14 protein-coding genes and 1 tRNA gene are annotated in these 13,365 nt (G+C 68.2%); 13 read left to right on the top strand and 2 right to left on the bottom strand.

Going from position 1 to position 13,365, the window contains the following annotated elements:
* Positions 1–59 precede the first annotated feature (59 nt).
* From ngcE to E9998_RS03905, 12 genes are all read left to right on the top strand, one after another.
* The gene (ngcE, locus tag E9998_RS03960; protein ID WP_136528394.1) at positions 60–1,460 is read left to right on the top strand and encodes an N-acetylglucosamine/diacetylchitobiose ABC transporter substrate-binding protein; all 1,401 of its coding nucleotides are present in this window, start codon (positions 60–62) and stop codon (positions 1,458–1,460) included.
* Between the two features lie 58 nt (positions 1,461–1,518).
* Positions 1,519–2,415 (top strand): carbohydrate ABC transporter permease, encoded by an 897-nt coding sequence (locus E9998_RS03955; protein ID WP_240037488.1) that lies wholly within the window; start codon positions 1,519–1,521, stop codon positions 2,413–2,415.
* Between the two features lie 8 nt (positions 2,416–2,423).
* Positions 2,424–3,311, top strand: a complete 888-nt coding sequence (locus E9998_RS03950; protein WP_136528392.1) for a carbohydrate ABC transporter permease — start codon at positions 2,424–2,426, stop codon at positions 3,309–3,311.
* A 145-nt stretch (positions 3,312–3,456) separates the two neighbouring features.
* Positions 3,457–4,941, top strand: coding sequence for an RICIN domain-containing protein (locus tag E9998_RS03945; protein WP_136528391.1), 1,485 nt, complete (start codon positions 3,457–3,459; stop codon positions 4,939–4,941).
* A gap of 225 nt (positions 4,942–5,166) precedes the next feature.
* Positions 5,167–5,826, top strand: coding sequence for a 30S ribosomal protein S5 (rpsE, locus tag E9998_RS03940; protein ID WP_136528390.1), 660 nt, complete (start codon positions 5,167–5,169; stop codon positions 5,824–5,826).
* 9 nt (positions 5,827–5,835) lie between these two features.
* On the top strand, positions 5,836–6,018 hold the full coding sequence (rpmD, locus tag E9998_RS03935; RefSeq protein ID WP_136528389.1) for a 50S ribosomal protein L30: 183 nt from the start codon (positions 5,836–5,838) through the stop codon (positions 6,016–6,018).
* 2 nt (positions 6,019–6,020) lie between these two features.
* A complete protein-coding gene (rplO, locus tag E9998_RS03930) occupies positions 6,021–6,494 on the top strand; it encodes a 50S ribosomal protein L15 (protein ID WP_136528388.1) in 474 nt (157 codons plus the stop codon).
* 253 nt (positions 6,495–6,747) lie between these two features.
* On the top strand, positions 6,748–8,085 hold the full coding sequence (gene secY, locus E9998_RS03925; protein WP_136528387.1) for a preprotein translocase subunit SecY: 1,338 nt from the start codon (positions 6,748–6,750) through the stop codon (positions 8,083–8,085).
* 109 nt (positions 8,086–8,194) lie between these two features.
* On the top strand, positions 8,195–8,830 hold the full coding sequence (locus E9998_RS03920) for an adenylate kinase (protein WP_136528386.1): 636 nt from the start codon (positions 8,195–8,197) through the stop codon (positions 8,828–8,830).
* 64 nt (positions 8,831–8,894) lie between these two features.
* Positions 8,895–9,677, top strand: coding sequence for a type I methionyl aminopeptidase (map, locus tag E9998_RS03915; RefSeq protein WP_136528461.1), 783 nt, complete (start codon positions 8,895–8,897; stop codon positions 9,675–9,677).
* Positions 9,678–9,700: 23 nt separating this feature from the next.
* Positions 9,701–10,147, top strand: coding sequence for a DUF1707 SHOCT-like domain-containing protein (locus tag E9998_RS03910; RefSeq protein WP_158299682.1), 447 nt, complete (start codon positions 9,701–9,703; stop codon positions 10,145–10,147).
* A 38-nt stretch (positions 10,148–10,185) separates the two neighbouring features.
* The gene (locus E9998_RS03905) at positions 10,186–10,659 is read left to right on the top strand and encodes a DUF1707 SHOCT-like domain-containing protein (protein WP_136528385.1); all 474 of its coding nucleotides are present in this window, start codon (positions 10,186–10,188) and stop codon (positions 10,657–10,659) included.
* 100 nt (positions 10,660–10,759) lie between these two features.
* Here E9998_RS03905 and E9998_RS03900 read toward each other — a convergent pair.
* Together E9998_RS03900 and orn are read right to left on the bottom strand one after the other, a co-directional pair.
* Positions 10,760–10,835: transfer RNA gene (locus E9998_RS03900), tRNA-His, on the bottom strand.
* Positions 10,836–10,930: 95 nt separating this feature from the next.
* Complete coding sequence (gene orn, locus E9998_RS03895; RefSeq protein WP_240037485.1) at positions 10,931–11,569, bottom strand: oligoribonuclease; 639 nt, start codon at positions 11,567–11,569, stop codon at positions 10,931–10,933.
* Between the two features lie 604 nt (positions 11,570–12,173).
* Between orn and E9998_RS03890 the strand changes: the two genes are divergently transcribed.
* Positions 12,174–13,130 (top strand): sigma-70 family RNA polymerase sigma factor, encoded by a 957-nt coding sequence (locus E9998_RS03890; RefSeq protein ID WP_136528383.1) that lies wholly within the window; start codon positions 12,174–12,176, stop codon positions 13,128–13,130.
* The last annotated feature ends 235 nt before the right edge of the window (positions 13,131–13,365 follow it).

The raw sequence follows: 13,365 nt of genomic DNA, 5'->3' as shown, positions 1-13,365 counted from the left end.
CCCTCACACCGTCCGCAACGCGGCCACGCCCAACCAGCAACCCCTTGAAGGAGCGACCCATGAGGCAATCCACCGCAGACTCGATCTTCACCCGCCGCAGGCTGTTCGGGGCCACCGCCGCCGGACTCGCCGCGACCTCGCTGGGCGCGTGCGCGACCAGCGGCGGCGACGACGACGCCGAAGAGGTGAAGGTCGGCGAGAACGCCGAGAACCCCTTCGACGTCGACCCGTCCGCCCCTCTGGACGTCGTCATCTTCGACGGCGGCTTCGGCAACGAGTACGCCCAGGCCCACCAGGCGCTGTACAAGGAGTCCTTCCCCGAGTCGGACATCGAGTTCCTCGCCACCCAGGCCATCGCCGAGACCCAGCAGCCGCGCTTCGCCGAGGGCAAGCCCTGCGACGTCCTCGACAACTCCGGCGCCCAGCAGATCCCCATGGACTCCCTGGTCGGCGACGGGGAGCTGGCCGAGCTCACGCCGCTGCTCGACGCGCCGTCCTACGACGACCCCGCGGTCACCGTCCGCGACACCCTGCGCGACGGGGTGCTCGGCATGGGCACCTTCAACGGCGAGGTCTACGCCTTGAACTACGTCTTCTCGGCGTGGACGGTCTGGTACGACGCCAAGCTCTTCCGCGACCAGGGCTGGACGGCTCCGACCACTTGGGAGGAGATGCTCGCGCTGTGCCCGACGATCCAGGCCGCCGGCATCGCGCCCTGGACGTACGCCGGGCAGCACCCGGTCTACCTCTACGACCTCTTCCTCATGCTCGCCGGCCGCCACGGCGGCGTCGACGTCGTCAAGGCCATCGACCACCTCGAACCCGACGCGTGGCGCCACGAGTCGGTCGTCAAGGCGGCCGAGGCGCTGGCCGGGCTGTACTCCGAGGGCTACATCCTCGAAGGCACGCCCGGCATCGACCACATCCAGTCGCAGACGGCGTTCAACGAGCGCAAGGCGGCGTTCCTGCCGTGCGGGTCGTGGCTGCCGAACGAGCAGGCGGCGATCGCGCCCGCGGACTTCGAGTACATGCCGATGGGCGTGCCGTACTTCGAGGGCTCGGTGCAGCCGGGTCTCATCAGCGCGGGCGGCGAGGAGCCGTTCGTGGTGCCCAAGAACGCGACGAACCTCGCCGGGGCGTACGAGTACCTGCGGATCATGCTCTCGAAGGAGGGCGCGCAGATCTTCGGCGACACGGTGCAGGCGGCCACGGTCGTCAAGGGGGTCGAGTTGGAGAACCCGGCCGCGCAGGCGACCGACCAGCTCGTGGCGAACCCCGAGGACCTCTTCCAGCCGCGGTTCCGCTTCTGGTACACGAAGATGAACGAGGAGGTCAGGCCCGCGCTCGGCGCGCTCCTGTCCGGAGAGTCCACTGCGGACGAGTTCATCGAGCGGATGCAGACGGTGGCCGACGAGACGGCCGCGGACGACTCCATCGACAAGTTCACCCACGAGGACTAGGTCCGCCGCGAGTAGTAGGAGGGCCTGGGTCGTGAGGCACGGCAGGTATCCGTTCATCTTGAGTTTCCTGGTGCTGCCGGTGGGGCTCTACGCCTGGCTGGTGATTCTGCCGTTCGCCCAGGCCTTCCAGATCTCCCTGACGGACTGGTCGGGGTCGAGCAACTCGTTCGAGTACATCGGCTTCGACAACTACGTCAACCTGTTCAAGGACGAGCGGTTCGTGCTGCCCGCCCTGCGGCACACCGGGATCATCCTGCTGGTGATGCCGCTGGTGACGATCGCGCTGGGGCTGTTCTTCGCGTTCATGCTCAACCTGGGCGGGCGCGTGCGCCGCGGCCGGATCGAGGGCGTGCGCGGGGCGCGGTTCCACAAGATCGTGTTCTTCTTCCCGCAGGTGCTATCGGTGGCGATCGTGGGCATCCTGTGGAAGCAGGTGTACGCGCCCGAGAACTTCGGCGGGCTCATCACCGGGGCGCTGAAGGCGGTGGGCCTGCCGGCCCCGGCCAACGGGTTCCTCGCCGACACGCGGTTCGTGCTGGCGGCGGTCATCGGGGTCCTGGTGTGGAGCGCGGTCGGGTTCTACCTCGTCTACTTCTCCTCGGCGATGGCCTCGATCCCGCGCGACCTCTACGAGGCGGCGATCATCGACGGCGCGGGCCGCGGGCCGATGTTCTTCAAGATCACGCTGCCGCTGCTGTGGGACTCGGTGCAGACGGCGTGGATCTACCTGTCGATCATCGCCCTGGACGTGTTCGTGCTGGTCTACCTCATGACCCCCGAGCAGGGCGGGCCGGACGCGTCGAGCGAGGTGGTCGGCGGCGTCATCTGGAAGTACGCGTTCAAGCACGGCGAGCAGGCCTTCGCGTCGGCGATCGGCGTGGTCCTGTTCTTCGCCGCGCTGAGCCTGGCCGTGGTGTCCCTGCGCGTGGGCCGCCGCGAGCGGATCGAGTTCTGAGGAGCGACATGGCAACCGACACCTCCGCCCCGCCCGAGGCGCCCGCCGCGAAGCGGGCCCCGCGCTCCGAGGGCAATGTGCTCAACGTCTTCTCGCAGGGCTTCCTGTGGCTGTGGGCGCTCATGGTCATCGTCCCGGTGGCCTGGATCGTCGTGACCTCGTTCAAGACGAGCCGGGAGATCGCCACCGACCCGCTGGGCCTGCCCGCGGCGCCGCACTGGGAAAACTACGTCAACGCCTGGACCAACGGCAACATCGGCAGCTTCTTCCTGAACACGCTGTTCGTCATGGTCTTCAGCGTGACCGGCACGATGCTGCTGGGGTCGATGGCGGCGTACGTGCTGGCCCGCTACGAGTTCGTGGGGAACCGGCTCCTGTACTTCGGTTTCGCCGCGGGGATGATGTTCCCGGTGTTCCTGGCGCTGTTCCCGTTGTTCAAGACGTTGAGCAACGTCTCGCTGCTGAACACCTACACGGGGCTGATCCTCGTCTACATCGCCTATTCGCTGCCGTTCACGGTGTTCTTCCTGACGGCGTTCTTCAGGACGCTGCCCTCGGGGGTCGCCGAGGCGGCGGTGGTGGACGGCGCGGGGCACTACCGCCTGTTCTTCCAGGTGATGCTGCCGATGGCGAAGCCGGGCCTCATCGCGATCACCATCTTCAACATCATCGGCCAGTGGAACCAGTTCCTGCTGCCGCTGGTCCTGTTGAGCCGCAACCCCGACGACGCGGTGATCTCGCAGGGGCTCGCGAACCTGGCGATGCGCCAGGGCTACGAGGGCGACGCGGGGGCGCTGTTCGCCGGGACGGTGCTGGCGATGGTGCCGATCTTCGTCGCGTACGTCATCTTCCAGCGCCAGATCCAGGCCGGCCTGACCGCCGGCGCCATCAAGTAGCCGCAGCGCCAGAGTGACCTCTGGCGCTGTTGCGCACCCTCGTTTTTCAAGTGGTTATACGAAGGGTGTTTACAAGTGGTCGACACTGTGCAAATATCGAAAGGAATCGATCGATACCCCTCGGGGTGCGCAGAAGGAGACGCCGATGACCACCGCCAACCGACCGCGGCGGCGCAGGGCCGCACTCGTCGCCGCCGCGGGCCTCATGCTCGCCACCGCCGCGCTCGGCCCGCCCGCCCAGGCCCAGGACGACCTCGCCGCCCAGGCCGTCGCCGTCTTCGACAACGGCCGGCCGCTCCACACGACCTCCGGCGACCTCATGCACGCCCACGGCGGCGGCATCCTCAAGGTCGGCGCCACCTACTACATGGTCGGCGAGCAGCGCGACGGCTACCTGTTCGACCAGGTGAGCATGTACGCCTCCACCGACCTCGTGAACTGGACCTTCGCCAACGACATCCTCGCCGCCGAATCCGACCCCGACCTCTCGCCCGCCAACATCGAGCGACCCAAGGTCATCTACAACGCCGAGTACGACCACTACGTCCTGTGGGCCCACAAGGAGAACGGCGTCGACTACGGCGACGCCGAAGTGGCCGTCGCCGTCTCCGACACCGTCGCGGGCGACTACGACTACCAGGGCTCCTTCCGGCCCGCCGGCTTCGACTCCCGCGACATGACCCTCTTCGTCGACACCGACGGCACCGGCTACCTCATCTCCGCGGCCGACGTCAACTACGACCTCAACGTCTACCGCCTCACCGACGACTACCTCGCCGTCGACGAGCTCGTCTACACCTTCGACGGCTACCACCGCGAGGCCCCGGCCCTCTTCCAGCGCAACGGCGTCTACTTCCTGGTCACCTCCGGCGCCACCGGCTGGAACGCCAACCAGGCCCAGTACGCCACCACCACGAACTTCCCCGAAGGCGGCTGGTCCGGCTGGACCAACGTCGGCAACTCCACCACCTTCGGCTCCCAACCCACGTACGTCGCCACCGTCTCGGGCACCTCCGGGACCAGCTACCTCTACATGGGCGACCGCTGGGGCCCTCAATGGGGCGGCAAACCCATGGACAGCGAGTACGTCTGGCTTCCGATCAGCTTCCCCAGCACCACGAGCATGTCGCTGAGCTGGTACTCCACCCTCAACATCGACACCGCCGCCGGCACGGTCCAAGGCGTGACCGGCAACGACGACGGCAGCCCCTACGGCACGAAGTTTCTGAACGCCGCGTCCGGGCGCTGCATCGACGTGCCCAGCGGCTCCGGCACCGACGGCACCGCGCTCATCCAGTACGACTGCTGGAGCGGCGCCCCGCAGGCCTTCACCTTCGACCCCGTCTACCCCGGCTCCAAGGTCGGGTCCATCGCCAACACCGCCACCGGCAAGTGCTGGGACGTCCTCGACCAGTCCACCGCCTCCGGCGCCCCCGTCGGCCAGTGGGGCTGCTGGGCCGGCGGCAACCAGCGCTTCGCCCTCCGCCCGGCCGCGAACGGCAACCACCTCGTCGTGGCCCAGCACTCCGGCCTCTGCCTCCAGGCCGCCTCGACCGCCAACCACGCCGCCATCGTCCAGGCCCCCTGCACCGGCGCCGCCAACCAGCAGTGGGCGGTGACCGTCCGCTGAACACGCCGGAGGGGCCGCCGGGGGAGTCCGCCCCCGGCGGCCCCTCCGTGTGTCGCCTGCCTCATCCCGACCCCGCCGTTCGGCGGAAGACCCCTGACCAGGCATAATCGAGAGGTTGCGCTTCGGCGCGACCATCCCGGGTCCCGAACCCGGACGCCCCGGGCCGCTGGCCCGCGCAGGGGCACAGTATGCGAGTCGGCCCGTCTCCGGGCCGGCGCTTAGCGAATGAGAGGAATCAGTCTCGTGGCTGATCAACAGCAAGCCGCCGCAGGCGGCCGGGACGGCGGCGGCGACCGCCGCGGCGGTCGCGGCGGCCGCGGAGGCCGTGAGGGCGGTCGCGGTCGCGACCGCGCCGAGAAGTCCCCGCACGTCGAGCGCGTCGTCACCATCAACCGCGTCGCCAAGGTCGTCAAGGGCGGCCGCCGCTTCGCCTTCACCGCCCTCGTGGTGGTCGGCGACGGCGACGGCAACGTCGGCGTCGGCTACGGCAAGGCCAAGGAAGTGCCCGCGGCCATCGCCAAGGGCGTCGAAGAGGCCAAGAAGAACTTCTTCAAGGTCCCCCGCATCGGCGGCACCATCCCGCACGAGGTCTTCGGCGAGGACGCGGCCGGCCGCGTGCTCCTGAAGCCCGCCTCCGCGGGTACCGGTGTCATCGCGGGCGGCCCCGTGCGCGCCGTGCTCGAATGCGCCGGCGTCCACGACGTCCTGTCGAAGTCCCTCGGCTCCTCGAACGCGATCAACATCGTCCACGCGACCGTTGCCGCGCTCAAGATGCTCGAAAGCCCGGAGTCCGTCGCGGCCCGCCGCGGCATGGCGCTGGAGGACATCGCTCCCCAGGGTCTGCTGCGCGCCCGCGCCGAGGCCGCCCAGGCCGCGAAGGCGTAGGGGATCGACATGGCACGTTTGAAGATCACCCAGCACAAGTCCACCATCGGCGAGAAGCCGAAGGCCCGGGCGACGATCCAGACCCTCGGCCTGCGCAAGATCGGGCAGACGGTCTACAAGGAGGACCTCCCGCAGTACCGCGGCATGGTCCACCGCGTCCGTCACCTGGTCGACGTCGAGGAGGTCGAGTAGTCATGGCTATCCGCATTCATGACCTGCAGCCGGCCCCCGGCGCCAAGAAGGCCAAGACCCGCGTCGGTCGCGGCGAGGGCTCCAAGGGCAAGACCGCCGGCCGCGGCACCAAGGGCACCAAGGCCCGCAAGACCGTGCCGGCCGCCTTCGAGGGCGGGCAGATGCCCCTCCAGCTGCGCGTGCCGAAGCTCAAGGGCTTCAAGCCGCACAACAAGCTCGTCTACCAGGTCGTCAACCTCGACCGTCTCGTGGAACTCTTCCCCGAGGGCGGCGAAGTCGGCCCCGAGCAGCTGATCGAGGTGGGCGTCCTCAACAAGAAGGAGCTCATCAAGGTCCTCGGCTCCGGCGAGCTCGAAGGCGTCAAGTTCGACCTGAAGGCCCACGCCTTCTCCGCCTCCGCCACCACCAAGGTCGCCGCCGCCGGCGGCTCCACCGTGGTCGTGGACAAGCGGACCGGCGAGGCCCTGAGCGAGTAGTCGCGCAGGTCCACGGGATCGAAGACCGTAGATACGCGAAACGGGTCGGAGGCAACTCCGGCCCGTTTCGTCATGCTCAGTGCCGAATACTCTGCGTCTGATTGCGCCTGCTAGGCTCCCTTGGCGAGGACCACCGTCTTCCTCGGGCGCGTGACCCCTCGCTACGAACGTCACACGCCCACTGGTAACAGAGGACGGTGCCCCGCACCGCCCCACGGGCCCCGCCAGGGGGTCTTGTTCAGGAGGAACCGCATTGCTCTCCGCCTTCATCAGCGCGTTTCGGACCCCCGATCTGCGCAAGAAGATCCTGTTCACCTTGATGATCATCGGGCTGTACAGGCTCGGCGCGCAGATGCCGAGCCCTGGCGTGGACTACGCGGCGGTGCAGAACTGCCTCGACATCCAGCCGACCGATGAGACGGGCGTGTTCGGCCTCCTGAACCTCTTCACCGGTGGAGCGCTCCTCCAGCTCTCGGTCTTCGCGCTCGGCGTCATGCCGTACATCACCGCGTCGATCATCATGCAGCTGTTGACGGTCGTGATCCCCAGGCTCGAGCAGCTCCGCAAGGAGGGCCAGCCGGGCCAGGTCAAGATCACCCAGTACACCCGGTACCTGACGCTGGGGCTCGCGCTCCTCCAGGCCTCCGGCTACATCGCGCTGGCCCGCTCGGGCATCCTGTTCAACGCCGAGTGCCCGCAGGACATCCTGCCGGACCTCTCGACCACCGAGGCGAACGTCCCGTACTGGATGTCGGTCGTCGTCGTCGTGGCCGTCATGGTCGCCGGCTCCGCGATGATCATGTGGTTCGGCGAGCAGATCACCGAGCGCGGCGTCGGCAACGGCATGAGCCTCCTGATCTTCGCGTCCATCGCGGCGCAGATGCCCAGCCAGTTCTGGTCCCTCCAGAAGTCCGAGGGCTGGTTCATGTTCGGCGTCATCATCGCCCTGTGCATCGCCATCATGGTGGCGGTCATCTTCATCGAGCAGTCGCAGCGGCGCATCCCGGTGCAGTACGCCAAGAAGATGGTCGGTCGCCGCATGTACGGCGGCACCTCGACCTACATCCCGCTCAAGGTGAACCAGGCCGGCGTCGTGCCCGTCATCTTCGGCTCGTCGCTGCTGTACATCCCGACGCTGTTCCGCCAGCTCAACCAGAACAGCGACTCCCAGTGGGTGCAGTTCATCGACCGCTACCTGCTCAACCAGGGCTCGTGGGTCTACATCACGCTGTACGCGTTCCTCATCATCTTCTTCACCTACTTCTACGTGTCGATCACCTTCAAGGTCGACGACGTCGCGGAGAACATGAAGAAGGCCGGCGGGTTCATCCCGGGCGTGCGCCCCGGCAACCCGACGGCGACCTACTTGCAGCGAGTCCTGTCACGCTTGACCTTCCCGGGCTCGCTTTACCTGGCCTTGATCGCTATTCTTCCCAATCTGGCCATCATCGCGTTCGGCAACCAGCAGCTGTTCGCACAGTTCGCGTTCGGCGGCACCTCGGTGCTGATCATGGTGGGCGTCGGCCTGGAGTCGGTCAAGCAGATCGAGTCCCAGCTGATGCAGCGCCACTACGAGGGCTTCCTGCGCTGAGGCAGGGCGCCCTCGCCCATAGCGGAACCGGTGCACGGTCCGCGAGCGTCGCCCGGACGCCTCGCGGAGCCGTGCATCGGCACTGTGTCACGACACGGGAGGAATTCATTTGCGACTGGTACTCGTAGGCCCCCCGGGGGCCGGCAAGGGCACCCAGGCGGAGATCATTGCCGAGCGGCTCGGCGTCCCCAAGATCTCGACCGGCGACATCTTCCGCGCCAACGTCTCCGGCGGCACCCCTCTGGGCCTCAAGGCCAAGCAGTACATGGACGCCGGGGACCTGGTCCCCGACGAGGTCACCAACGACATGGTGGCCGACCGCCTCGCCCAGGACGACGCCAAGGACGGCTTCCTCCTCGACGGCTACCCCCGCAACACCGAGCAGGCCAAGGTCCTCGACCGCGTGCTCGAAGCCGCCGGGACGACCCTCGACCTGGCCCTGGAGCTGACGGCCAGCGACGACGAGGTCGTGCGCCGCCTCTCGGGCCGCCGCGTCTCCAAGTCCACCGGCAAGATCTACCACCTCGAGTTCGACCCGCCGGCGGACCCCGAGTCCGACGACCTCTACCAGCGCACGGACGACAAGCCCGAGACCGTCAAGAACCGCCTCAAGGTGTACGCCGAGCAGACCGCCCCGCTCATCGGCCACTACGAGGCCCAGGGCAAGCTCGTGCGGATCGACGCCATCGGCGAGGTCGCCGAGGTGACCGAGCGCGCCCTGGCCGCCATCGGCGCCGCGGCCTAGGACCCCGGTCGTGTTCCGCCGTCGCCCCCGCATCCAGTACAAGACCCCCGAGCAGATCCGCAAGATGCGGGTCGCGGGCCTCGTCGTCGCCGAGGTCCACCAGGCCATGCGCGAGTCCGCGGGCCCGGGCGTCTCGACGGCGGAACTCGACCGCATCGCCGAGGAGGTCATCCGCTCCTCCGGCGCCGTCCCCTCCTTCAAGGGCTACGACATCGGCTTCGGGCCCTACCCCGGCTCGATCTGCACCTCGGTGAACGAGCAGGTCGTGCACGCGATCCCCTCCGAGCGGGCCGTCCTTGCCGAGGGCGACCTCCTCTCGGTGGACGTGGGCGCGATCGTCGACGGCTGGCACGGCGACGCCGCCGTCACCATCGAGATCGGCGCGGTCGCCCCCGAGCTGACGGCCCTGCGCGAGGCCTGCGAGGCCGCGATGTGGGCCGGGATCAGGGCCGCGGCGGGCGCCAAGCGCCTCGGCGGGATCTCCCACGCGATCGAGCACTCGGTCGAGCACGCCGGCGAGTACGGGATCGTCGAGGGCTTCGGCGGGCACGGCATCGGCACCGAGATGCACCAGGACCCGCACATCCTCAACTACGGGCGCCCCGGCGAGGGCCCCAAGCTGCGGCCGGGCATGGCACTGGCGATCGAACCGATGATCACGCTCGGCTCACCCGACACCGCCGAACTCGAGGACGGCTGGACGATCGTCACCGCGGACGGATCGGTCGCGGCCCATACCGAGCACACCATCGCCCTCTGCGAGGACGGCGTGTGGGTCCTGACGGCCCCCGACGGCGGCGTCGAACAGTTGGGCGATGCGGCGGCGAGCGCGGCTCGCGCCGAATAGGCCGTCGGTGCCATAATGTGGCTGTGACCGACGACCACGGCAGACTCCGGATCTCCAATGCCGACCGCGACAAGGCGATCGAACAGCTCCAGGCCGCCCTCGACGAGGGCCGGATTGACCTCGCGGAGTTCGACGACCGCACCAGGTCCGCGTACGAGGCGAAGACGAACGCCGAACTCGACCTCATCTTCGACGACCTGCCCGGCGGTCGCCCCAAGAAGGGCGAGGTCGTCCAGGCCGAGGCCGAAGAGGAGTCGTGCGAGCCGGCCCGGAGCGGGCACGGCTGGGGCTGGGTCCACGAGACGCCCGCGCTGCGGGCGCTGGTCCTCGTCGGCGGCATCTGCACGCTCATCTGGCTCGCGGGTTCGGTCTCGTCGGGCGACTTCGGGAACTTCTGGCCGATCTGGCCGATCATGGGTCTCTCCATCGCCACCTTCGTGCAGCTGGTGAACCGCGGCCGCTGGCGCTGACGTCCTCTTTCCGTGTCCCCCTGCAAGGAGCCCACTGCATGTCCTCCCTCGAACGGTACGGCGACCGCGAGACGCGCATCGGCACCCCCGAGCGCACCGCCCTGACCGAGATCCTCCGCGCCGCCGTCGACCAGGACTACATCGACCTCGACGAGTACGAGAAGCGCGTCGACGTGCTGCTGGCGGCGAAGACCGTCGGCGAGGCCGAGGTGGTCCTCTCCGACCTGCCCGCCTACCAGAAGGTCCTGGAGGCCCAGGAGCCCGAGCCGATGGGCTCGCCGGACTGGATCAAGTGGCTGTGGTTCGGGATCTCGATCCCGATCGGCATCAACCTCGGCGTGTGGCTGGTCCTGCTGTTCACGATCGGCGCGGTCTACTTCTGGCCCGCGTGGGTCATCGTGCCGCTGGTCGTGGTCGCGACCGCGCTGACGGCGGCCGAGCGCGGCATCATGCGCCCCGCCGAGGAGCGCCGCCGCCGCGAGCGCCTGCGCCGCAAGCGGAACCAGCGCTGAACGTCCTGTAGGGAGCGGTCCCGGCCGCTCCCGCGGTCCAAAGGCACGGTCCAAAGGCATGCGAAAGGCCCCGCGGCGAATGCCGCGGGGCCTTTGCTCTTGGGGTGAACGACGGGACTTGAACCCGCGACCTCCTGGACCACAACCAAGCGTTCTACCAGCTGAACTACGCCCACCAAGGTGGCCCGTCAAAGGGGGTTAACCCTAGGGCCGCTGCCTATGATAGCCATCCGCCCACCCCTTTCGTCAACGGGGTTGGGTGTTCGCGATCTCACCGGGCGTCGGCGCCCTGGTCCCGCCCGGTCGGTCCGCCGGCGGCCAGGGCCGCGGCGGCGGCCTTCGCCTCCTCGCTGGAGGGGCCCGGCAGCGGCACGAACACGGTGCGCCGGTAGTACTCAAGCTCCTGCACGCTCTCCTTGATGTCGGCGAGCGCGCGGTGGGCGAGGCCCTTGGGCGGCTGGTTGTAGTAGACGCGCGGGTACCAGCGCCGGGTGAGCTCCTTGATGGAGGACACGTCGATCATGCGGTAGTGCAGGTGGTCGTCGAGGCGCGGCATGTACTTGGCGATGAAGGTGCGGTCGGTGGCGATCGAGTTGCCGCACAAGGGCGCCGTGCGCGCCTCGGGGACGTGCTGCTTGATGTATTGGAGCACCGCGTCCTCGGCCTGCGCGAGGGAGACCTGCGAGGCGCGGACCTCGTCGGTGAGCCCGGACTTGGCGTGCATGTCGGCGACGAAGGCGCCCATGCCGTCCAGTGCGGCGTCCTCGCACGCGATCACGATGTCGACGCCCTCGTCGAGCGGGGTGAGATCCGGTTCGGTGACGAGTACGGCGATCTCGATGAGGACTTCGGTCTCCGGGTCGAGTCCGGTCATTTCGCAGTCGACCCACACTAGGCGTTCTTCTGTCACCGGGCCAACTCTACGCGCAAGGGGCACCGGTGGTGATCTTCGAGGCACGGGGCCGGAACGGCAGCGCGGGTCGGCGGGGAGGCGCAGACTGAAGGAGAACGAGCGGTGTTCGGAATCGGACATCAACGCCTGGGAAAGGTGTTGCTCGTCACCGCTACAGTCCGCTATGGTGCGGGTATCAGAGCGTCGCCGCCTTTGCGGCCCGGGTCGCAGTGATGAGGGCCGCAATGAGATGATCTCTCAACTTTTTCAAGGTAGGACGCGTGTACCCCTAGAGATTGAAGGTTTGCGATGAAGCAGGCCGGAGACGATACCGTGGCCAGGACCCGGGTCATCGAACCTCTGCGGAGGTGAGGTGATCTCCGTCTCATGGGCATCATGATCGCGTTCCGTTCCCGTCTAAGGGACAGGAGCCGTGAACCGAGCCTATCCGACGAGACCGGGAAAACGGGACGATGCGGGGGCCCTGCGGGCACCGGTTCGCATCGGTTTCGTAACCGTGGCGCATCGAACACCGGGACACGGAATTCCACGCGACGGAGCGGTCGTTGTATCGGGTACACCGTTCACTCGGTGTCGGGGGACGAGGAAGCTGGAGGAGACCTTGAGCGTGGAGACTACGACTACACCCACCCTCACCACCGAAGAGGTCGCTGAGGAACGAGACCTTGTGGGCGTGTACCTGCATGAGATCTCGAAGACGCCGCTGCTCGACGCCGCCGCCGAGGTGGACTTGGCCAAGGCCGTCGAAGCGGGTCTGTTCGCGAAGCACCTGCTCGGCGAAGAGGAGACCTTCGGCGACGCCACCGAGAAGGACCTGAAGCGCCTTGTCGAGGACGGCGCGAAGGCCAAGGAGCAGTTCATCAAGGCGAACCTGCGGCTGGTCGTCTCGATCGCCCGCCGCTACGTCCGTTCCGGGATGCCGATGCTCGACCTGATCCAGGAGGGCAACACGGGCCTGGTCCGCGCGGTCGAGAAATTCGACTACCAGCGCGGCTTCAAGTTCTCGACCTACGCCACGTGGTGGATCCGCCAGGCCATCAGCCGCGCGATCGCCCAGCAGGAGCGCACCGTGCGCCTGCCGGTGCATCTGGTCGAGGACGTCAACCGGATGCGCAACGTCACCCGCCAGCTCACGCGTGAGCTCGGCGGCGACCCGGAGCCGATCCAGATCGCCGAGGCCCTCGGCGTCACGGTCGAGCGGGTCAACGAGCTCATCCGCTGGAGCCAGGACACCGTCTCGCTGGACACGCCGATCGGCGACGACGGCGACACCAACCTCGGCGACCTGGTCGCCGACTCCGACGAGCCCAGCCCCGAGGACGTTGTCCTCGCCGGGATGGAGCGCCAGCGCATCGAGATGATGCTCAACCACCTCGACGAGCGCTCGGCCGGGATCGTCAAGGCCCGCTACGGGCTCGAAGACGGCCGCGAGCACTCGCTCACCGAGGTCGCGCACCGGTTCCACCTCTCCCGCGAGCGCATCCGCCAGCTGGAGATCCAGGCGCTCGCGCGCCTGAAGGAACTCGCGAACGACCAGGTGATGGCCGAAGCGGCTTGAAGGCGCAAGCGTTAGCGCGCACACGCCACCACTGCGACGAAAGGGCGGGGCCGGGGCTTTTCAGCCCCGGCCCCGCCCTTTTCGTTCCTTCGCCTGTCGCACCCGCCTGTCACCCTCGAAAGCGGGGGCGGCACCGAATGCGAGTCACGCTCACCGCGGCTCGCGGTCCTTGTCGTACGCACCTGTCACCCTCGAAAGCGGGGGTGACAGCGAACGCGAGTCGTGCTCGCCACGG

Origin of the sequence: Glycomyces paridis (assembly GCF_004912155.1) — a bacterium.
Classification (GTDB): domain Bacteria; phylum Actinomycetota; class Actinomycetes; order Mycobacteriales; family Micromonosporaceae; genus Glycomyces; species Glycomyces paridis.
This window is presented reverse-complemented; position numbering and strand designations above follow the sequence as displayed.